We start from the raw sequence: 20,938 nt of genomic DNA, 5'->3' as shown, positions 1-20,938 counted from the left end.
CCTGAGGACGCGGGATGGAGCAGCCTGGTAGCTCGTCGGGCTCATAACCCGAAGGTCGTCGGTTCAAATCCGGCTCCCGCAACCAATAAAGTAATACCAGTAAGCGTGCAGTAACGGACGCGGGATGGAGCAGCCTGGTAGCTCGTCGGGCTCATAACCCGAAGGTCGTCGGTTCAAATCCGGCTCCCGCAACCAATAAAGTAATACCAGTAAGCGTGCAGTAACGGACGCGGGATGGAGCAGCCTGGTAGCTCGTCGGGCTCATAACCCGAAGGTCGTCGGTTCAAATCCGGCTCCCGCAACCAATAAAGCAATACCAGTAAGCGTGCAGTAACGGACGCGGGATGGAGCAGCCTGGTAGCTCGTCGGGCTCATAACCCGAAGGTCGTCGGTTCAAATCCGGCTCCCGCAACCAATAAAGCAATACCAGTAAGCGTGCAGTAACGGACGCGGGATGGAGCAGCCTGGTAGCTCGTCGGGCTCATAACCCGAAGGTCGTCGGTTCAAATCCGGCTCCCGCAACCAATTTAGTGCAAGGCACAAGATTGGGTGTCAGCGTGTAAGGTGGTCGGATCAAATCCACCTGCCTACTCGAGCAACCAACTCAAGGATTGCACGAACTGAGTTTTTTCCACACCAAGTTGCCTATACCCACAGTTTTACCTTGATTTTCAGGCTCCTATTCTCCTTATCTTAAATTTCTAGCCTACCCTTCTGGTTGCCATTTCCAATCGTTGCTCTTCCCATTCCAGGCTGATCAGCCGGTCGTTCATGACCTTGATGGCGCCAAAAGTGGGTAGGGACTTGGCTTCGTTCAGCTCGGTCGGTGCCGAGAGGGAAATACATACCGAGGCTGAAGGAGAGGTTTCCACTACCATCATGGTCAGCCGGCCGCTACCGCACTCGAGCGCGATCAATTCACCCAGCTGCGGCTGGTGGTAGTCGGCCTGGGGTGTAAAAAACCAGCTTTGCGGCATCAGTGGTTTATAAAATCGGACCACCGCCACGCCGTTTAGTGCCATTTGCACCCTTTGCGCCGCCGAGCCCAGGGCCGATAGCTTGTCGAGAAAGATGTAATAGAGGCCAGTATCCTCTACCGAAAAGCCCATGGATAAATTATCGCCATAGACCAGATGTTTTTTTAAATAGCCGGTGGCAAAGATCATCTCTTCACCCAGGTCCAGCATTAGGCGCCGATCTTCTCCGAAAAACCAGCGCCAACTATCGTTCGGTTGTAGCAGCATCCAGATGTCGCCTTTCAATAATTAAAAAATATTCCCCTGACGATTCCATATATATTTTATTTTTGGGCCAGGGGCAAATACTTAGTTCACAAATTAGCTTAAAGGTGTCTGGCCAGGGTATGAACCAGGCCGGGCCCATGATAGATAAAACCGGTATAAAGTTGTACCAGGCTGGCGCCGGCCGCGACTTTTTCTTTCGCCGCCGTTAATGAATCTATGCCCCCTACCCCGATAATCGGCAGCTTGCCATCCAGATATCCGGCCAGTTCACGAATGACCTGGGTACTTTTATTCTGCACCGGCCGACCGCTCAGGCCTCCCGCTTCATGGGCATGAGGAAGATCGAAGATCAGGCTGCGATCCAGGGTGGTATTGGTGGCGATCACGCCATCGATATGAAAGCGCAATAAACTGTCGGCAATCTGCTCCGTTTCGGCCGATGACAGATCCGGCGCTATCTTCACCACCAGGGGGACATATTTATGCTGGGCTGCGGCCAAGGTGGCCTGTTTCTCTTTCAGTGCCGAGAGTAAATCATCCAGTGCCTCCCCGTATTGCAGGGAGCGCAAATCCGGGGTATTGGGTGATGAGATATTCACGGTGATATAGCTGGCATGGGCATAGGCTTTTTCCATGCAGATCAGATAATCATCCTTGCCGTGCTCGATCGGGGTATCTTTGTTTTTACCGATATTGATCCCCAGGATCCCTTTATAGCGGGACTGTTTTACATTCTCGATCAGGTTATCGATGCCTTTATTATTAAATCCCATACGGTTAATAATGCCTTCGGCTGGCTTGATCCTAAACAGCCTCGGTTTGTCGTTGCCGACCTGGGGCCGGGGCGTCACCGTACCGATCTCGATAAAACCAAAACCCATGGCGGCAAAGGCATCGATACATTCACCGTCCTTGTCCAGCCCCGCAGCCAACCCAACCGGGTTGGCGAAATTCAGTCCCATCACAGAAACCGGGTTATTGGCAATGGGCCGGCGATACAGGGCGGCCAGGGGAGTATGCTGGGTTTTGGCCAGCAAACTTAAGGTCAGTTCGTGGGATTTTTCCGGGTCACATTGAAAAAGAACAGCTTTAGCCAGTGAATACACGCTTTTTTCCTCATAAAAAAGCCCCGGTCATGGCCGGGGCTTTTGCGCTTACGCCGCTCAGACGGCGTTAAGACAATTCAGATTGAGCAGGTTCAACTCCCGCAGGGCGACCGAAAACTTGGCGAATTCATGGCTACCCGAGGTTTTGAAGTCGGCCAGCAATTGCTGCCAACGGTTCAGCAGTTGTTCATGCTCATTCAGCCACTGGTCGAGCATGATAGCGCATTCACCCTTGGCTTTACAGCTTTTCAGGATGGCCGACGTCAGGCTGCGCTGCTGGTAATCCAGCTCTTCCCGGAAGGCTGCCCGGGCCAGTGCCTGCCAGTGGTTACCCACCGCCTGCTGGTTGATTTGATCCAGGAACCAGTGCAGATCGAGTTTGGCACCCATATGGAAGTAAAGCTCGGCGACCACACAGATATCCCGCCCCTGTTCTGCCGCCACCTGGGCCAGGTCCAGTGCCGAGAACAGGCTGCTCATATGGGCGACACGGGCCGCCACCGAGGCGGGTACCCCCCGCTCTTCCAGCCTGGATACGGCCGCCTTATGCTCGACCACTTCGGACGGCACCATGACTTCATACAGGTGCTCGCTCAAGGTGGCATAGGCGGGACCGAACTGGGCGATGGTCTCTTCAATCCCCATGTTGCGGTTGCGGGAACGCAGCAGCCAGCGGCTGGCGCGGCGTACCATGCGGCGGGTCTGGTAGAGCATGTCCAGCTGCAGATCCGCCGAGACTTGGTTATCCAGCGCTTCTATGTCCCGCATCAGGGCATTCATGCCGAATATCTCCCGGGCGATGACATAGTTGATGGCGATATCGGCGATGGTCGCACCGGTTTCGTCAAGCATCCGGTTGGCGAAGTTAAAACCCATGTCGTCGACCATCATATTGGCCAGGCGGGTGGCGATGATTTCACCCCGCAACGGGTGTGCCATCAGGGCATCACCAAAACGCTCGACCAGGGGCTTGGGCATGCTGACCGGCAACAGCTTGGCAATATAGGCATTTTCGGTCAGCTCGGGGATATTGAGCATTTCCTTCAGTACCATCTTGCCATAGGCCACCAGGACGGCCAGCTCGGGGCGGGTCATGCCCCGGCCATCGGCCATGCGCTCGGTCAGCTCTTCGTCACTGGGCAGATATTCCAGGTTGCGATCCAGTTTGCCCTCGCGCTCCAGCCATTGCATGAAGCGCTGATGCTCTTTCAGCTGGGAGCCGCTGTGGTGCGCGGTAACTGAAATGGTCTGTGACTGGCGATAGGCGTTGGTCAGCACTATCTGGGCCACGTCCTGAGTCATATCGTAGAGCAGCTGGTTACGGTGCTTCATGGTCAGCTCGCCCTTATCGACCAGGGCATTGAGCATGATCTTGATGTTGACTTCGTTATCGGAGCAGTCCACACCACCCACGTTGTCGGTGAAATCGGTATTGATGCGACCACCATTGGCGGCATACTCAATCCGACCCAGTTGGGTACAACCCAGGTTGCCGCCCTCACCGACGATTTTGGCCCGCACCTCTTTACCATTGACCCGAACCGCATCGTTGGCCCGGTCACCGACATCGCTGTTGGTTTCGCCGCTGGCCTTGATATAGGTGCCAATACCACCGTTCCACAACAGATCGATCTCGGCGGTCAGCAGGTGGCGGATGACCTCGGTCGGTGTCAGGCTGGCCTTCTGGGTACCCAGCAGTTTTTTCATCTGCGGGCTGAGCTTGATGGACTTGGCCGAACGCAGGAAGATGCCGCCCCCTTCGGAAATCAAGGATCTGTCGTAGTCATCCCAGCTCGAACCGGCCAGTCTGAACAGACGCTCCCGCTCCTTGAAGGTGCTGGCCGCATCGGGTTCGGGGTCGATAAAGATGTGCATATGGTTAAAGGCACCGACCAGGCGGGTGTGGCTGGACAGCAGCATGCCGTTGCCGAACACGTCGCCGGCCATATCGCCCACCCCGACACAGCTGAATTCGCTCTGCTGGCAGTCGATATCCAGCTCGCGGAAATGCCGCTTGACGGATTCCCAAGCGCCCCTGGCGGTAATGCCCATTTTCTTGTGATCGTAGCCGACCGAACCGCCGGAGGCGAAGGCATCACCCAGCCAGTGTCCGTATTCGGCGCTGATTTCATTGGCGATGTCGGAAAAGGTCGCCGTGCCCTTGTCGGCGGCGACCACCAGGTAATAGTCGTCCTCGTCATGGCGGACCACCTGTTGCGGCGGGATCACCTCCCCCTTGATGATGTTGTCGGTCACATCCAGCAGGCCGCGAATAAACAGCCGGTAGCAGGCCTGGCCCTCTTTCAGGAAGGCTGCCCTGTCCCCTTCGGGCAGCTGCTTGCAGACGAAGCCCCCTTTGGCGCCGACCGGAACTATCACGGTATTCTTGACCTGCTGCGCCTTCACCAGGCCCAGTACTTCGGTACGGAAATCTTCCCGTCGATCGGACCAGCGCAACCCGCCCCGGGCCACCTTGCCCCAGCGTAAATGGACCCCTTCCACCCGTGGCGAGTAGACGAAGATCTCGAACTTGGGCAACGGTAACGGCATGTCGCTGATGGACTCCGGCGCCATCTTGAAGGAGATATAGGGCTTTTCGCTACCGTCGACCGCAGGCTGATAGAAATTGGTTCTGAGGGTGGCTTCTATCATTTCCATATAGCGGCGGATGATGCGATCATCATCCAGGTTCGCGACCTGATCCAGTTGCTCGATCAACTGCTGATGCAGTTTTTGCAGCTGTTTGGGATCCTGTTTCAGGCGAGGTGACAGCCGGCGCTGGAACAGGCCGAACAGTTGGGCCGCCAGTTGCGGGTAGCGGGACAGGGTTTCTTCTATGTAACTCTGGCTGAAGGTGACACCGGTCTGACGCATATATTTGGCATAGGCGCGCAACACGCTCACTTCCCGGCCGGTCAGGTTTGCTTCCAGCACCAGGCGGTTAAAACCGTCGTTTTCCAGCTCGTTGTTCCATACCTGGGCGAAGGCTTTCTGGAAACGCTCCTGGCTGGCGTCCAGATCCAGGGGCTGGCCGGTATAGAGCATGGAGAAGTCCAGGATCCAGAAAGTCTCTGCCGGACAGGTGATCTCATAGGGGGTCTCGCCTATGACCCTCAGCCCCATATTCTCCAGCATGGGCAGCACATCGGACAGGTGGATAGGCTCGGCCCTGTGGTACAGCTTGAGCCGCACCCGACTGGAGTCCCGCTCTTCCTCCTGGGCGCGATAGAACAGCATACCCAGCTTGTTCTGATCATTGAGCGCTTCCAGTTTTTCGATATCGGCTACCGTCGAGCCCGGCATCACCCGCTCGGTATATGAGCGGGGAAAGGCATCCCGGTATTTATGTTTGAGATGGTTGCCTTCGGCTTCGCCGTAGCTGGCGGACAGGGCGCTTTCCAGCTTGTCTTCCCAGCTGCGGGCGGCTTCGTTGAGGTTGGCTTGGATTTCGTTCACGTCTATATCCATGGAATTGTTTTGCACCCGGATCAAGTAATGGGTACGCGCCAGCACGCCTTCGGAGAAATAGGTGGTAAATTCGACCTGCTCTTCCGAGCCGAAATAGCGTTGCAAAATTTGCTGGGTTTTTTCCCGCAGCGCCGTGTTGTAGCGCTCTTTGGTGACATAGACCATGCAGGAGAAAAAGCGGCCGAAGACATCCCGGCGTACAAACAGCCGGAGTTTGTCCCGCTCCTGCATGCCCAGTACCCCCATGCCGATTTCCAGCACTTCGTCTTCACTGGCCTGGATCAGTTCATCCCGTGGATAGGTTTCAAGGATATTGAGCAGGGCCTTATAGGCATGGGAGCCGACTTCGAGGCCGGAGGCGTCGATGATCCGTCGCAACTTGGCACCGATCAACGGAATTTGCATGGCGCTGGTGTTATAGATGCTGGAGGCATACAGGCCGATAAAGCGGTCCTCGCCTATTACCTTGCCGTCTTTATCGAAGCGTTTCACGCCGATATAGTCGATATAGGCGGGTCTGTGCACCCGGGATTTATGGTTGGTCTTGGTCAGTACCAGCATATCCTGGCTGAATGCCGCCTGCCGCCCGGCGTCCGTCAGGCTGCTCAGTTTCAGTGCTTCGGTATGGGGGGCATTTCTCATGATGCCCAGGCTGGATTCAACCTCGGGCCGCAGTTCATAGTCCCCCTCAATGGCGGAAACATGGTAGCGGCGGTAGCCCATCAGAGTAAAGTTGTGCTCCGCCACCCAACTGAGAAACGACAGGGTTTCTTTCAGCGCTTCCGGATCTGCCTTCTTGGCCTGCTTGGGCAACTCATCGATCACCGTTTGCAGCTGCACTTTCATCGGTTGCCAGTCTCCGACCGCCAGCGCCACTTCCCGCACCACAGACAACAGCTCGCTGCGCAGTTTTTCCCTTGATTCTTCCTTAGTCTGCCTGTCTATCTCGATCAGGAAAGCGGTTTCGGCCCGCTTCTGGGGCTGTTTGTCCTTACTGCTCAGGAACTGCTGGAGGTGTCCCTGCTCATCCCGTTGCAGATGCATGGGCTGGTGCAGCATCAGGTGTGCGGTGATCCCCAGTCGGCTCAGGGCCATGCGGATCGAGTCGACCAGGAATGGCGTATCCTTGAGGATCAACTCGACTATGGTATGGGGTGACTGCCAGCCATGGCGGGACAGCTCGGGATTATAGACCCGCACATAGGGCTCTTGATCTGGGCGGGTTTCAAAGGCATTCCACAGGCTGATGGCGGCGCCGTAGAGATCGCTGTCGTTGCGGTGATTCAGGTCATCATGGGTCATGCCACCATAGAGCTTGGCAACAAAGGTATTGACCAGGGGGGAAAGGGTATCAGGAAACTTCTTTTCAATAAGTTGATTGACGTTTTCAAGCAGAACGGATGCTGCAGCGTCTCTAAATGTCATGGCGCGATGTTCCTCGGGTACAGGCAATAACCATGGGGTGTGACTAGCCCCAATGGGACCAAAACAGTGTAAGCCCGGGGTAAGGATAATGCGAGAAAACCCGTTATAAAATATCTAAAAATATCGACCCGGTCACTTGTGTGTGGAATATAATCAATGCAAATAAAAGGTTTGCCAAAATAATGTGCTAAATGACATTGAATTGTTTCTCCCTTGCTTTGAATAATTAAGCAGGGCGGTCATTAACTATTTAAATTTAAGCGGTAAATAATGCAAAAAGCCCCGAATTGGGGCTTTTTTATATGCACGGGCGAATACCGATTCAGGGCCTCAATCGGCCGTATTGTTTATGCCAGGGCCTTGCTGATTTTTTCAAACAGATCCCGGGCCAGGTCCGGTTTATCCATCAGCTGCTGCAGACGGGCCCGTATCAGCCGTTGGCGCGGCGGATCGAAGCGGGCAAACTGGATTAACGGCGTCAGCAGTCGGGAGGCCAGCTGAGGATTGGTGCTGTTAAGCTGCTCCAGAACAGACACCAGCAAGTCGTAACCGGTACCATCGGGGCGATGGAACTGTACCGGGTTGGCCGCACAGAAGGCGCCAATCAAGGCCCGAACCCGGTTGGGGTTGGCTAGGCTGAAGGTGGGGTGCTGCATCAGCTTGCCGACCTTTTCCAGGGTATCGTCGGCAGGTGCCATGGCCTGCAGGCGGAACCAGTTGTCCAGCACCAGGCCGTCCTGCCGCCACTTGGCTTCAAAGTCGGCCATCAACGGCTCGCGGCTGGCCAGTCCCGCCCTGTTGGCGGCATCGAGGGCGGCCAGGGTGTCGGTCATGTTGTTGGCCTGCCGGTATTGGCGGTCGACCACGGTTTCTTCTCCGGCCAGGGCAAGGTAGCCCAGGGCGACGTTTTTCAATGCCCGCTTGGCCATATCCTGGTGCAGGATGAGGTATTCGGGGGTCTGCAACCGCTCATAGGTTTTGGCCCACAAGGGCTGCAGTGCCTTGGCCAGCCCTTGGCCCAGGTGCTCATGCACCCGCGCCAGGGCATCGATATCCACCTGCTCGAACAGCTCAACCAGGCTGCTCACGCTGGGCAGGGTCAGCATTTCCGCCTGCAGCGCCGAGTCCAGCTCGTGGTCCTCGAGCAGGGTACGGAATACCTCGACCAGGGTTTGGGGCAGCACCAGGGGCTGCTGTTGCGAGGCGGCGGCCATGTTGTCCCTCACCGCCTGGTTGATCAGCATCTGGACCGCATCCCAGCGCACAAACTCATCACCGCTGCACTTGGCCAACAGCGCCAGTTGTTTGTCCGTATAGGGGTAATCAAGCTTGACCGGGGCGGAGAATCCCTGCAACAACGCCGGCACCGGGCGGCTGGGTACCTGCTCGAACACAAAGGTCTGCTCGGCGTCCAGCACATCCAGCACTTCCGCCCGCGACTGTCCCCGGCATACCAGGGGAATGGCATCACCCTGCTCGCTATAGAGCGCCATGCTCAAGGGAATATGCAGCGGCAGTTTTTCTTTTTGATCCGCGGTCGGTGCCGTGTGTTGCTTTACCTGCAGCTGATAACGGCAGGTGGCGGCGTCGTAGTGGTCACGCACCGTCAGGACCGGGGTTCCCGACTGGGCATACCAGCGTTGGAACCGGGACAGATCCCGACCGCTGGCCTCGCTCATGGCGGCGACAAAGTCGTCACAGGTCGCGGCCCGACCGTCATGGCGTCGCAGATACAGGCTGAGCCCGCTCTGGAAGTCCCGCTCGCCGAGCAGGGTGTGCAGCATGCGGATCACTTCCGAGCCCTTCTCATACACCGTCAGGGTGTAGAAGTTGTTCATTTCGATCACCGCATCCGGACGAATGGGGTGCGCCATGGGGCCGGCATCCTCGGCAAACTGGGGCCCGCGGATAAGGCGCACATTACGGATGCGGTTGACGGTACGGGAGCCCAGATCCGAGGAGAACTCCTGGTCCCGGAACACGGTCAGCCCTTCTTTCAATGACAGCTGGAACCAGTCCCGGCAGGTTACCCGGTTGCCGGTCCAGTTGTGAAAATATTCATGACCTATGACCCGCTCGATATCGAGGTAATCATCGTCGGTAGCGGTATTGGCGTCGGCCAGCACGAACTTGTCGTTGAATACATTCAGGCCCTTGTTTTCCATGGCGCCCATGTTGAAGAAGTCCACCGCCACAATCATATAGATGTCGAGATCGTATTCCAGGTTGCAGCGCTCTTCGTCCCACTTCATCGAGGCCTTGAGGCTGTCCATGGCGTGTCCGGCCCGGTGCAGATTGCCCTTGTTAACAAAAATTTCCAGGGCCACATGACGGCCGCTGCGGGTGACAAAACTGTCTTGCAGCAGGTCGAAATCACCGGCCACCAGGGCAAACAGGTAGGCTGGCTTGGGATAAGGATCCTGCCACTGTACCCAGTGCCGGCCATTGTCCAGGGTACCCTGCCCCACCTTGTTGCCGTTGGACAACAGATAGGGGTAGGCTTGTTCATCGGCGGTGATGCGGGTGCTGAAACGGGCCAGGATGTCGGGCCGGTCCAGATAATAGGTGATCCGCCTGAAACCTTGTGCTTCACACTGGGTACAGTAGGCATCACCGGACTTATACAGGCCTTCAAGGGCGGTATTGGCGGCCGGATTGATGCGGGTCTTGATGGTCAGCACGAATTCCTGGGGGACGGAAGGCAGGATAAGTTTGTCATCGGTCTGCTCATATTGTTCGCTTGCCAGGCCATTGATGGCGACCTCCAGCAATGCCAGTTGTTCGCCATCGAGCACCAGGGGCTCATTATGGTCGCCATTACGTCGCACCCGGCTGATGGCCACGACCTCTGTTTGGCTGTCGTCCAGATCAATATCCAGGTCCAGGGTATCTATCCAGTAGAGCGGCGGCTGATAATCGTCACGGTATTGTGTTTGGGGCTTATTCTGGCTCATAAGTGGGGATCTCGTTAAAGTCAGATGGGCTTTAAAAAGAAAACCCGGATATCGTCACTATCCGGGTTGTGAAGAATTAACCGACCAGCTCGGCCAGATCGGCGGTGATCCTGGCAGCTTCTTTCAGATAACTGTCTTCCGCCTCAAAATCGGCCGGGGCTTTATCCAGAGATTCGACCGGTTGTTGTCCGGCGCGAGCCAGGCGATCGTTGAGCCGGGCCAGGGACTTGGCATCCTGCTCATCTAGCTCGGCCTTGCGTTTGGCCAGGTTGAGAGAGATCGAATCCTGATCCTTTAGCCGCTTGAATTCCTTGATGTCGTCGAAGATATAAGTGAATTCAGGATCTGTTTCTATGCGCGCCTGATGACGGGTGCGCAGTTTGTTCAGCAGCGGTTTAAGGTCATTGACCTGGCTGAAATCCAGGCTGGAGATCTGATCCCAGGGCAAGGCATTTTTTTCCATGCTCTCCCCGCTTTCTTCCGCTTCCACCGCGGTCGGGAAAGGAATATCCGGCGCTACCCCTTTGTTCTGGGTACTGCCACCATTGATGCGATAAAACTTGGCAATGGTAAACTGGATAAAGCCCATGGGGTTTTCGTACAGATCATAGATGCGCGACAGGCTGCGGTGTTGCTGCACCGTGCCCTTGCCGAAGGTATTTTCACCCAGGATCAGGGCCCGACCGTAATCTTTCATGGCCGCGGCAAAAATTTCAGAAGCAGAGGCCGAATAGCGATCGACCAGTACCGTCATCGGACCGGAATAAGCCAGCTGATTGTCATCATCGCTGTTCACCGAGATCCGCCCCAGGCCATCACGGATCTGCACCACGGGCCCGCTGTCGATAAAGAGCCCGGTCAGGGTCGAGGCTTCGGTCAGGGCACCGCCACCGTTGGCCCGTAGATCGATGACCAAGCCGCTGATGTTCTCGGCCTTGAGCTTCTCTATTTCCTTGGCCACATCGACGCTCAGGTTGACATAGAAACTGGGGATATTCACCACCCCTATCCTGCGACCCTCTACCTCCACCACCTTGCCGCTGGCGGCCCTGTCTTCCAGGCGTACGGTATCGCGGGTAAGTTCGATGACTCTGGGCGGGACGGTGGCGGCTTGACCGCGTTGGATCTGCAGCCAGACCTTGGTACCTTTGGGTCCCTTGATCAGATCCACCACTTCATCCAGGCGCCAGCCAATCACATCGGTAATTTCCTCGGCATGCTGACCCACCCCGATAATGCGATCGTCCGGCAGCAGTTCGTTGGACTTGGCGGCGGGGCCGCCGGGTACCAGCGAGCGGATCACCGTATAGTCGTCCTCGGCCTGCAGCACGGCTCCTATCCCTTCGAGGGACAGGTTCATCTCGGTTTCAAAGCGTTCGGCGTTACGCGGGCTGAGATAACTGGTATGGGGCTCGATGGCCCTGGCGAAGGCATTGGCAAAGCCCTGGAAGGCGTCTTCGCTTTCGCTTTGGGTCAGCCGCTTGATGGCGTTATTGTAGCGTTTGCTGAGCGTATCTTTGACTTCATCCCAGTCCTTATCGGCCAGGGTCAGGCTCAGGGCGTCATATTTGACCCTTGAATACCACAACTGGTCCAGTTCGGCCTCGTCTTTCGGCCAGTCCGCCTTGCTGCGGTCGAATTGATAGCTGTCATTGCCGTCGAAGCTCATCGGCGTATCGAGCAGGGAAAGGGCATACAGCAGGCGCTCATAACGACGCTTGAGACTTTCGTTATACATTTCAAACGCCGGCTCCAACCTTCCTGCCCGCAGCGTGTCGTCAAAAAGGTGCTCATAGCGCTTGAAACGCGCGATATCGGCTTGGGTAAAAATGTTCTTACTGAAATCCAGGCTTTCAACATAACGGTTAAAGATCTCTTCCGAGAAGGTGTCGTTAAGCTGAAACTGTTGATAGTGGGAACGGGTAAACAGCGCGGTAATCCGCTTGCTGGCGGCCGAGTGTTGTGTTTCCGGCGCCAGGGTAGGAATAGCGGAAATATCATAGGTAGCGGGGACTGCCGCCACTACCCCCGCCGCCATGATGCTGGCAGCAACCAGGGACAAGCGAATTACATGTCTGCTCAAATCCTACTCCTTAGAGAATAAGATGATCAAATTTAACCCTAACCGACAGGCCGGTTCTGAGTTCTACCTGGACATCGTCCCGGGTCACTTCTTTGATGGTAGCGGGTACCGGCGACTTGCCCAATACGACTTTGACATCCTGCTCCACGGTCAAGTTCGCTGGATCGACCTTGCGCGGCTTGGGACGGGCCTTTTTAACGGCCGGTTTGTCATTTTTACGGGCCCCGAAGACTTTTTCCTTGCTTTCCTTCAGGGCGCCCTTGGCATGGTCTATGTGCTCCTGGGTTAATTCACCACAGGGCTGGCCATCCAGATCGACCCGGCTCATGCCGGCCTTGAGCCCGTGCAGGTAACGCCAGCTGGACGTATACTGGCGCAAGGCGGTACGCAATAGGGTTTTCGATACTTTGGGATCTTCTGCCAAGCGCTCGGCCAAGTCCTGAAAGATACCGATCTTCAATGGCTTGGCTTCACCGGTGGCAATAAAGCAATGGGGAAAAAGTTCTGCCAGATAGGCGATGACTTCTTTACTATTTTTCAGTTTTTCAGTGTTTTCCATGTAATACCTTGGATTCAGACCTGTGGGCGTGGTGCCCAACCTAACCTTGTTATTATAAAGGGAGCGCCGGCAAAAGCGACCCCCCGGGTTACAGAAGGGGTAATACTTGTGCGACTAATTGCGCCAGTCCCGCTTCATCCTGCTCGTCAAAACGGCCATAGTGGGGGCTGTCGATGTCCAGCACCCCCCAAACCTCATCCCCCTGCCCCAGCGGCAGCACAATTTCCGCATTGCTGGCGCCATCACAAGCGATATGGCCGGCGAATTCATGTACATTAGCGATGCGCTGGATGTGACCGGAGGCGGCGGCGCTGCCGCAGACCCCCTTGCCCATGGGAATGCGGACACAGGCGGGCTTTCCCTGGAAGGGGCCCAGCACCAGGGTGTCCCGTTCCCGTAAATAAAACCCGACCCAGTTGATATCATCCAGGGCCAGGTTGAGCAGGGCTGACAGGTTGGCGAGTTTGGCAATCCGATTGGGCTCACCGTCACACAAGGCTAATGCCTGTTGGGTAAGGCTTTGGTAAAATGCAGATTTTTCAGTCATAAAGGGAATGCGGCCGTTAATTTTCGCCTAACTTACCTGCCCTTTGCCAAAATGAAAACCAGATATGGTGATTGATGGATAAAAAAAACCTAATGCTGCCGGTTTTACAGTGGCCCGATCTGGTGCGCATGATGAAGCGCCATCGTAAGTTACTGATCTATGCCCATATGGTCGCGCTGATCGGCACCCTGCTGGCGGTACCCGTGCCCCTGTTGATGCCGCTGCTGGTCGATGAGGTGCTGCTCGACATGCCCGGCACTTTGCTGGCCGGCCTGGATTATCTGCTGCCTGCCGCCTGGCAAACCGGGGTGGGCTATATCCTGGCGGTGCTGGCGCTTACCCTGCTGCTGCGCGGTCTGGCGTTGGTGTTTAACATTATCCAGGGGCGTCATTTTGCCCGGGTGGCCAAGCATATCACCTTTCAGATCCGTCGACGGCTGGCCCGCCAGCTGATGAAGACCTCGCTGCGCTCTTTCGAGGCCATCGGCGCCGGCAGTGTCAGCTCCCATTATGTGACCGACGTGGAGACCCTGGACAAATTTTTGGGGGAAACCCTGAGCCGGCTGCTGATCAGCCTGCTGAGCGTGGTGGGCACGGCGGTCATCCTGTTGCTGATCAACTGGCAGCTGGGGTTGTTTATCCTGTTGCTCAATCCGGTGGTGGTCTTTTTCTCCAGCCGTATCGGGGCCAAGGTAAAACGTTTAAAGCGCCAGGAGAACGGTGCCTTCGAGCTGTTTCAGCAGGCCCTGGTAGAGACCCTGGATGGCATCCATGAAATCCGCGCCGCCAACCGGGAGCGGCATTATCTGCTGCGGGTCATCGATCGTGCCCGGGGGGTGAGGGATACCGCCATCGAATATGCCTGGAAGAGCGAAGCCGCGGGGCGAGCCAGTTTCCTGCTGTTTTTATCGGGAGTCGAGCTGTTCCGCGCCGTGGGCATGATCATGGTGCTTTATACGGATCTGACCGTGGGCCAGATCTTCGCCGTGTTCAGCTACCTCTGGTTTATGATGGGGCCGGTGCAGGAACTGCTCAATATGCAGTATTCCTTTTATGCGGCCAGTGCTGCCCTCACTCGCATCAACAGCCTGCTGAGTCTGGGCGGCGAGCCCCAGGAGAGAAGCGGCAGCAACCCCTTTGCGGGCGCCGTCACCCTGCCGATCGAGGTCAGCAACCTTAGCTTTTCTTATAATGGTGAGCGCAAGGTACTGGATAATGTCAGCCTGGTTATCGAGGCGGGTGAAAAGGTGGCGCTGGTGGGAGCCAGCGGCGGCGGTAAGTCCACCTTCATTCAGCTGTTGCTCGGTTTGTATCCTGCCGATAAGGGTGAAATCCGCTTCGGCGGCCTGAGCTCGGATGACATCGGTTTCGCCACCATCAGGGAGCATGTGGCAAGCGTGCTGCAGCAACCGGTGCTGTTTAACGATACGGTCAGGGCCAACCTCTGCCTCGGCGACCAGCATGACGACCCGGCGCTGTGGCAGGCGCTGCGGGTCGCCCAGCTGGACGAAGTGGTCGCCGCCATGGAGCGGGGGCTGGATACCGAGATCGGCCGCCGTGGTGTGCGCTTGTCCGGTGGCCAGCAACAACGGCTGGCCATCGCCCGCATGGTGTTGAAGGATCCGGCGATCGTGATCCTGGATGAGGCGACCTCGGCGCTGGACACGGAAACCGAACAGAAACTGCATCAGGCACTGGCCAGTTTCTTGCACAAGCGCACTACCCTGATAGTGGCGCATCGTCTAAGCTCCGTGCGTCAGGCCGATCGGGTGCTGGTATTTGAAGATGGACGGATCAGCCAGGCCGGCACCCACCATGAACTGCTGGCCCAACCTGGCCTGTACCGGACCCTGTATTACTGACTCAGGCAACCGCCTTGACGGTGTCGGGTGATTTTTCCTTCTCCCTGGCGGGCTTTTTCTTGCTCAAGCCATTGAGCTTGTCCTGGGATTGAGCCAGGAACAGGGCCAGGGCCTCCCTGTCCTGTTCATTCAGCTCAACTGGGCCGGTGGCCAGCAGCTCCTCTATTTGGTCCGCCAGATCAAGCAGACGATCATAGGCATCCGCCTCTTTTTTATCGGTAAAGGTCATTTTTGTTATCCCGTTTCGTACTACCAGGTATTGCAGGGTAACGGCCATCTCAGTCTCCGGCAAAGCATGTATATAAACACAGTATAATTCCTCAATGTTAAATGCAAGTGGTGCTTGGCAAAGTTGGTACGGCTCAGTACTCTTGTGCCATGAACGAAACTCCCGCTACCGAACGCAGTGTGATGACCTGCCCAAGCTGTGACTTGGTGGTTATTATTGAAACCCTGAATACCCGGGCCGACGGCTATTGTCCCCGTTGCGCCGAGCACCTTTTCTCCGGCAGCCAGACCAGCCGCCGCCATCATCTGGCCCTGGCCATCACCGGATTGCTGCTGTTGTGGCCATCGGTCGTGGAAAACCTGTTTCAGCTCTATCTGGCCGGCAAGATGATCGACGTCACCATGCTTAAGGGCATCTTACTGCTGTGGCGGCAGGATTACTGGTTCGTGTCCGGCCTGGTGGCCTGGTGCGGGCTGCTGGCCCCACTCGGGCTTTTTACCGGCATCATACTGCTGTCAGTCGATATCTGGCCCCGGCGCATGCTGGTCAGCCTGCTGGTGCTGGTCAACCATTGCCGGGAATGGTCCATGGTGGAGGTCTTTGTGATCAGCCTGATGGTGGCTATCTTCAAACTGATCGATGTGGCCGATCTTACCCTCGGCCCAGCCCTGGTACCGCTGGCGGCGCTGATGATGTTGATCACCCTGATACACCGCCTCTATGATCCGGAAATCTACTGGCGTCGGCTGGATCTGCTGCCCGTTCACGTCGAAGGGAGAGGTGATGAGTAAGCTACAACCACCTGCGCTGCTCGGCTGTCATCGTTGCCACAAGTTGGTGCGCTGGCGGGAACAGAGCGCCTGCCCCCGTTGCGGCGCCCACCTGCATCTGCGTACCCCCCGCTCGCTCAGTTGGACCTGGGCCTGGCTGATTTCCGCCAGCGCCCTGATGCTGCCGGCCAATCTGCTGCCGATAACCCGCCTGCAGACCTTCGGCATGGTAGACGAGGACACCATCTTTTCCGGGGTGATGAGCCTCTATCGTAACGATATGCCCGGCATCGCTACCATAGTGCTGGTGGCCAGCGTGATCGTGCCCTTGTTCAAGATCCTGGGCCTGTCCTGGATCTGCCTGCGTCTGAAGGTCGGCGGTTCGCTCAATCAGGCCGGTGCCATGCGCCTGTATCGCTTTATCGAGTTTATTGGTCGCTGGTCGATACTCGATCTATTTGTGATTGCCCTGATGATGTCCGCCATCGATCGGGGGCTGCTGCTCAATGTCACCCCCGGACCTGCGGCCACCGCTTTTGGCGGTGTGGTGGTGCTGACCCTGTTTGCCGCCAAGTCGCTTGATACCCGCCTGCTGTGGGATCAGGATAATGATAACGAGTCAAAGGAACCCTGATGCAAGGTGCCGAACCTGTAATCCGTAAACACCACCGTTTTTCCCCTATCTGGTTGCTGCCCTTGCTGGCTGTCCTGCTGGCCGGCAGTTTTTTATATCAGCAGTTCAGCCAGGCGGGCACCACCATCGAAATTCATTTCGACAAGGCCAACGGCATAGTGCCAAACAAGACCCTAGTGCAATATCAGGGGGTGGAAGTCGGCCAGGTACAGGATATAAGGCTGGCCGACTCGGGCCGAGGGGTGGCGGTGGAGGTGCGCATCGATCATCATGCCCATCACCTGCTGACTTCAGATACCCAGTTCTGGCTGGTCAGCCCCAAGGCCTCACTCACCGAGATATCCGGCCTGGACGCCCTGGTCTCGGGCAACTACATCAATATGCAGCCGGGAACAGCGGATGACGCCAAAGCCAGGCAGTTCCGGGCCCTGGACAATCCTCCCGTGGGCTATGGTATAGACGGCAAATTGATCCGGCTGAAAACAGGTCATCTTGACTCCCTGTCGGTGGGCTCTCCGGTCTATTTCCGGGGGGTCAATGTGGGCAACATCAATAATGTGCGGCTGTCGGATGAACAAGACGGGGTGATCCTCGAGCTCAATATCCAGCCGGGTTATCAAGGCCTGGTGCGCACCGACAGCCGCTTCTGGAATGTCAGCGGCATCAAGGCCAAGCTCGGTCCCAGCGGCATCGAGGTAGAAACCGCCAGTGTCGCCGCCCTGCTCGCCGGAGGGATCGCCTTCGACGCACCAGCCGACTCGGCCGAGGCGGACAGCGGCAGCACCTTTACCCTGTATGCCAACCTGGATGCCGCCCGCCGTGGCGTACGCATCAAGCTACAAGCGAATCAGGGGGTCACCCTCAAGACCGGCATGGGCATCTACTACCGGGGGCTGGAAGTCGGCCGTATCACCCGCGTCAATGTGGGGGCTGAGGGCAGCCTAGATGTACGAGCCCTGATCGATCCGGAGCACGCCTTCCGGATCACCGACAACAGCCGGTTGCGGCTGGTACGCCCTGCCCTCGGCGACGGCCTGCTGGAAAACCTGCCCGATCTGTTTTCCGGTCCCCGCCTGTTGCTCGACTATGAGCCGGGCGAACCGGCCAAGATCGTCAAGGTGACCCAGGGCAATCTGGACAACGTCCACCTGCTTACCCTACAGACCGATACCCTGGCCGGGATCAGCGAGCAGGCGCCGGTGGTCTTTAAAGGCCAGACGGTGGGCTATGTGGCAGAGGCCAGGCTGAAGTCTGATGGCCAGGCCCACCTGCGGCTGGCGATTGAAGAACAGTATGTGGCGTTCTTGCCCAAGGCCCGCTTCTATCGCCTGTCACCGCTGAATGTGCAAGCCAGCATCGAGGGGCTGTCCGTACAGGCCGCGCCGCTCACTACCTGGCTTAAAGGCGGCATCGGCCTGGTACTGTCCGACAGCAGCAGTGATCAGTTGTTTGCCGACGAACGGGCTGCCAGCCGCACCGCGCCCTTTGTCGAGTGGAAACTGGAAACAGATGAAGCCGATGGGCTGCAGGTGGGGACTCCCGTCTATCACCGGGGACTCAAGGCCGGGGAAATCCGCAGCATCCGGCCTCATTCGAGGGGGATCAGCTTGGTGCTGGCGATCGAGCCGGAATACCAGGACCGCCTCGATACCCGGGCCATCTTCTGGCGGCTGCCGGCGCTGGATGCCAAGGTCGGCTTGGACGGCGCCCGGGTGATCCTGCCAAACCTGTCCCGCCTGCTGGCCGGCGGGTTGGCCTTCGATCGCCATCCCCGGCTGCGTAAACAGGCTCATTGGCTATACCCGGATCAGGAAGAGGCCCTGGCGCATAGGGTTTCGGTCAGCTTTATTGCCGACCACAGCCTGGGCATCAAAGCCGGGGCTCCGATCCGTCACCTGGGGCTGGAGATCGGCAGGATCAACCAATTGTGGCTGTCGTCGGATCTAGAACAGGTGCAGTTCCTGGGCGAGATTGACGGCCGCTATGCCACGCAATTCCTTAACCAGGGCAGCCGCTTCGTGGTGGAAAACTTGTCGTTATCCCTGTCCGGCGCCAAGAACCTGGACAGCATCTGGCGGGGGGCCTTTATCGCCGCCACCCCGGGCCAGGGCAAACCCCGGGAGACCTTTATCCTGAGCGAACAGGCTCCCGCTTCGGGCCAGCTTATCACTCTGACCAGTGCCGACAGCCATAACCTCAATATCGGCAGCCCGGTCTATTTCCGCCGGGTCAAGGTCGGTCAGGTGTCCCAGATTCGCCTGGCCCGAGACGGCAGCCATGTCGCCATCGCCCTGGATATCGAGCCCGCTTATCACCATCTGGTGCGTGAGGGCAGCCGTTTCTGGAATGTGTCCGGGGTGCGGGCCGAGCTGGGGCTGACTGGCGCCGAAATCGAATTTTCCAGCCTGGAAAGCCTGGCCACCGGAGGTATCGCTTTTAATACCCCGCCCGATGCCGGCCCCGTGATGCCGGCCGGCAGCCGTTTTACCCTGTATCCCGAGGCCCGCAAAGACTGGCAAGCCTGGGATCCGGTCTTTGCCCCCTGAGCAGGTTGAGCCTGTGGCCGCCAGGCGGTAAGCTGGAGGGGTGTCAAAAGGGGATGCTCATTGAAACGACGATGAGTGCCAACATGGCTATAGAGGGTGCGTTTTGCCTGATAAGTTGGCAATAAGACGTATTTCTACTAATAGTTAATCAGAAGTGCACCTATTTTTTTGGTGACTTCTCACTAGCGCACGGCTCAGCATATGAGCCATTCCCCTAGGCCAGGTACACGGATTTTGTACCTGGCTTTTTTTGTTGACGGCAAGTCGATGGAGCCGCTTGGCCGCCCCTGTGGAATACCCTCAACCCATGCCATCTCCCGCTACCCTGCCGCTCATTATCCTGCTGGGGGCCGTCTCAGCCCTCACTCCCTTGGCCATCGACATGTATCTGCCAGCCATGCCCGCGATTGCCGAATCGCTCAACAGCGACTCCCACGCCGTACAGGCAACGCTGGCGGTGTATACCGGCGGCTTCGCTGTCGGTCAGTTGCTGTTTGGTCCCCTGTCCGATGCCAAGGGCCGCCGTCCCGTGCTGCTAGGGGGGATACTGGCGTTTGGCTTAACCGCGCTGATCTGCGCCCTGGCCTCCGGTATCGAGGCGCTCACCCTGTCCCGGGCCGCCCAGGGTTTTGCCGGCGCCGCCTCTGCCGTGGTGGTGCAGGCGCTGGTGAGGGATCTGTTTGAGCGCGAAGACTTTGCCCGCACCATGGCCTATATCACCCTGGTGATGACGATAGCCCCGTTGGCTGCGCCCATGATTGGCGGCCATCTGACCCACTGGTTTGGCTGGCGCTCTATCTTTTGGGTGCTGGCCGCGGTCGCCTTGCTGGTGATGCTGGCCTGTGCCTGGCGGCTGCCGGAAACGCTGGACCCGGAACGGCGGCAGTCCCTTCGGCTGGTCGCCGTCCTGCGCAGTTACCTGCGGCTGTTGACCGAACGCCAGGCCATCGGCTTCATGCTGTGCGGCGCCTTTTCCTTTGCTGGCATGTTCGCCTTCCTGACCGGCGCGTCTTTTATCTATATTGAGCTGTACGGACTCTCGGCCCAACATACCGGCTACCTGTTTGGGGTCAATGTGCTGACCCTGATGCTGTTCACCACCCTGAATGGCAAATGGGTACGCCGCCTGGGTTCCCAGAACATGCTGCGGGCGGGGCTGTTTATCCAGTTGACCGCCGGCCTGCTGATGCCGGTGGGACCCTCACTCGGCTGGGGGCTCTGGTCGCTGATTGTGCCCATCATGTTTTACGTGGGTGTGATCTCCATTATCGGCAGTAATACCATGGCCAGCCTGCTGACCGCCCATCCCAACCTGGCGGGTACCGCCTCTTCCCTCGCCGGCACCCTGCGTTTCGGCCTGGCCGCCCTGATCGGTGCCCTCGTGTCGGCCCTTCCCGACAGCTCCCCCCTCTATATGATAATCATGATGAGCCTGTGTGCCCTGCTCTCCTCGCTGGCCTACTGGGGGCTATGTCAGAGAACATGATTTCGCCATCGTCATGATTATGTTA

At 57.5% G+C, this 20,938-nt stretch carries 13 protein-coding genes and 5 tRNA genes; 10 read left to right on the top strand and 8 right to left on the bottom strand.

The window, feature by feature from the left end; genetic code table 11:
• The first annotated feature begins 8 nt into the window (after positions 1-8).
• The 5 genes from ABD806_RS03160 (at position 9) to ABD806_RS03140 (ending at position 525) form a co-directional block, all read left to right on the top strand.
• Positions 9-85, top strand: a tRNA-Met gene (locus tag ABD806_RS03160).
• A 33-nt stretch (positions 86-118) separates the two neighbouring features.
• A tRNA-Met gene (locus ABD806_RS03155) sits at positions 119-195 on the top strand.
• A gap of 33 nt (positions 196-228) precedes the next feature.
• A tRNA-Met gene (locus ABD806_RS03150) sits at positions 229-305 on the top strand.
• 33 nt (positions 306-338) lie between these two features.
• Positions 339-415 (top strand) — tRNA-Met (locus tag ABD806_RS03145).
• 33 nt (positions 416-448) lie between these two features.
• Positions 449-525, top strand: a tRNA-Met gene (locus ABD806_RS03140).
• 176 nt (positions 526-701) lie between these two features.
• Here ABD806_RS03140 and ABD806_RS03135 read toward each other — a convergent pair.
• The 7 genes from ABD806_RS03135 to ABD806_RS03105 all read right to left on the bottom strand — a co-directional run bounded on the left by ABD806_RS03135 (position 702) and on the right by ABD806_RS03105 (position 13,386).
• A complete protein-coding gene (locus ABD806_RS03135) occupies positions 702-1,244 on the bottom strand; it encodes a cell division protein ZapC (protein ID WP_344954622.1) in 543 nt (180 codons plus the stop codon).
• 98 nt (positions 1,245-1,342) lie between these two features.
• Positions 1,343-2,350 carry a quinone-dependent dihydroorotate dehydrogenase gene (pyrD, locus tag ABD806_RS03130; protein ID WP_344954620.1) on the bottom strand — a complete coding sequence of 336 codons (1,008 nt, stop codon included), beginning with the start codon at positions 2,348-2,350 and terminating at the stop codon, positions 1,343-1,345.
• A 57-nt stretch (positions 2,351-2,407) separates the two neighbouring features.
• On the bottom strand, positions 2,408-7,243 hold the full coding sequence (locus tag ABD806_RS03125; RefSeq protein WP_344954618.1) for an NAD-glutamate dehydrogenase: 4,836 nt from the start codon (positions 7,241-7,243) through the stop codon (positions 2,408-2,410).
• 347 nt (positions 7,244-7,590) lie between these two features.
• Positions 7,591-10,197, bottom strand: coding sequence for an aminopeptidase N (gene pepN, locus ABD806_RS03120; protein ID WP_344954616.1), 2,607 nt, complete (start codon positions 10,195-10,197; stop codon positions 7,591-7,593).
• Between the two features lie 76 nt (positions 10,198-10,273).
• A complete protein-coding gene (prc, locus tag ABD806_RS03115; protein ID WP_344954614.1) occupies positions 10,274-12,280 on the bottom strand; it encodes a carboxy terminal-processing peptidase in 2,007 nt (668 codons plus the stop codon).
• 10 nt (positions 12,281-12,290) lie between these two features.
• Positions 12,291-12,839 (bottom strand): RNA chaperone ProQ, encoded by a 549-nt coding sequence (gene proQ / locus ABD806_RS03110; protein WP_344954612.1) that lies wholly within the window; start codon positions 12,837-12,839, stop codon positions 12,291-12,293.
• Positions 12,840-12,927: 88 nt separating this feature from the next.
• Positions 12,928-13,386: a GAF domain-containing protein gene (locus ABD806_RS03105; RefSeq protein ID WP_344954610.1), complete on the bottom strand. Its 459-nt coding sequence runs from the start codon at positions 13,384-13,386 to the stop codon at positions 12,928-12,930.
• A gap of 92 nt (positions 13,387-13,478) precedes the next feature.
• Between ABD806_RS03105 and ABD806_RS03100 the strand changes: the two genes are divergently transcribed.
• Positions 13,479-15,248, top strand: coding sequence for an ABC transporter ATP-binding protein (locus ABD806_RS03100; RefSeq protein ID WP_344954608.1), 1,770 nt, complete (start codon positions 13,479-13,481; stop codon positions 15,246-15,248).
• 1 nt (position 15,249) lies between these two features.
• Here the strand turns inward: ABD806_RS03100 and ABD806_RS03095 are convergent, their stop codons facing one another.
• Positions 15,250-15,525: a YebG family protein gene (locus ABD806_RS03095; protein ID WP_344954606.1), complete on the bottom strand. Its 276-nt coding sequence runs from the start codon at positions 15,523-15,525 to the stop codon at positions 15,250-15,252.
• A gap of 101 nt (positions 15,526-15,626) precedes the next feature.
• Between ABD806_RS03095 and ABD806_RS03090 the strand changes: the two genes are divergently transcribed.
• From ABD806_RS03090 to ABD806_RS03075, 4 genes are all read left to right on the top strand, one after another.
• A complete protein-coding gene (locus ABD806_RS03090; RefSeq protein WP_344954604.1) occupies positions 15,627-16,268 on the top strand; it encodes a paraquat-inducible protein A in 642 nt (213 codons plus the stop codon).
• Positions 16,261-16,881, top strand: coding sequence for a paraquat-inducible protein A (locus ABD806_RS03085; protein ID WP_344954602.1), 621 nt, complete (start codon positions 16,261-16,263; stop codon positions 16,879-16,881). The genes ABD806_RS03090 and ABD806_RS03085 overlap by 8 nt, the downstream gene beginning before the upstream one ends.
• The gene (locus tag ABD806_RS03080) at positions 16,881-19,427 is read left to right on the top strand and encodes an MlaD family protein (protein WP_344954600.1); all 2,547 of its coding nucleotides are present in this window, start codon (positions 16,881-16,883) and stop codon (positions 19,425-19,427) included. Before ABD806_RS03085 ends, ABD806_RS03080 begins: the two co-directional genes overlap by 1 nt.
• A gap of 307 nt (positions 19,428-19,734) precedes the next feature.
• Positions 19,735-20,913 (top strand): Bcr/CflA family multidrug efflux MFS transporter, encoded by a 1,179-nt coding sequence (locus tag ABD806_RS03075; protein WP_344954598.1) that lies wholly within the window; start codon positions 19,735-19,737, stop codon positions 20,911-20,913.
• Positions 20,914-20,938 lie beyond the last annotated feature (25 nt).

It is taken from the genome of Zobellella aerophila (assembly GCF_039539325.1).
Taxonomy (GTDB): Bacteria; Pseudomonadota; Gammaproteobacteria; order Enterobacterales; family Aeromonadaceae; genus Oceanimonas; species Oceanimonas aerophila.
This window is presented reverse-complemented; position numbering and strand designations above follow the sequence as displayed.

Bases quoted from the DNA above. Each gene is read 5' to 3' on its own strand.
- ABD806_RS03125 (WP_344954618.1), bottom strand. From the start codon at position 7,243: ATGACATTTAGAGACGCTGCAGCATCCGTTCTGCTTGAAAACGTCAAT.
- ABD806_RS03085 (WP_344954602.1), top strand. From the start codon at position 16,261: ATGAGTAAGCTACAACCACCTGCGCTGCTCGGCTGTCATCGTTGCCAC.
- pepN (WP_344954616.1), bottom strand. From the start codon at position 10,197: ATGAGCCAGAATAAGCCCCAAACACAATACCGTGACGATTATCAGCCG.
- ABD806_RS03075 (WP_344954598.1), top strand. From the start codon at position 19,735: ATGCCATCTCCCGCTACCCTGCCGCTCATTATCCTGCTGGGGGCCGTC.
- proQ (WP_344954612.1), bottom strand. From the start codon at position 12,839: ATGGAAAACACTGAAAAACTGAAAAATAGTAAAGAAGTCATCGCCTAT.
- ABD806_RS03135 (WP_344954622.1), bottom strand. From the start codon at position 1,244: ATGCTGCTACAACCGAACGATAGTTGGCGCTGGTTTTTCGGAGAAGAT.
- ABD806_RS03080 (WP_344954600.1), top strand. From the start codon at position 16,881: ATGCAAGGTGCCGAACCTGTAATCCGTAAACACCACCGTTTTTCCCCT.
- ABD806_RS03090 (WP_344954604.1), top strand. From the start codon at position 15,627: ATGAACGAAACTCCCGCTACCGAACGCAGTGTGATGACCTGCCCAAGC.
- ABD806_RS03095 (WP_344954606.1), bottom strand. From the start codon at position 15,525: ATGGCCGTTACCCTGCAATACCTGGTAGTACGAAACGGGATAACAAAA.
- ABD806_RS03105 (WP_344954610.1), bottom strand. From the start codon at position 13,386: ATGACTGAAAAATCTGCATTTTACCAAAGCCTTACCCAACAGGCATTA.
- ABD806_RS03100 (WP_344954608.1), top strand. From the start codon at position 13,479: ATGCTGCCGGTTTTACAGTGGCCCGATCTGGTGCGCATGATGAAGCGC.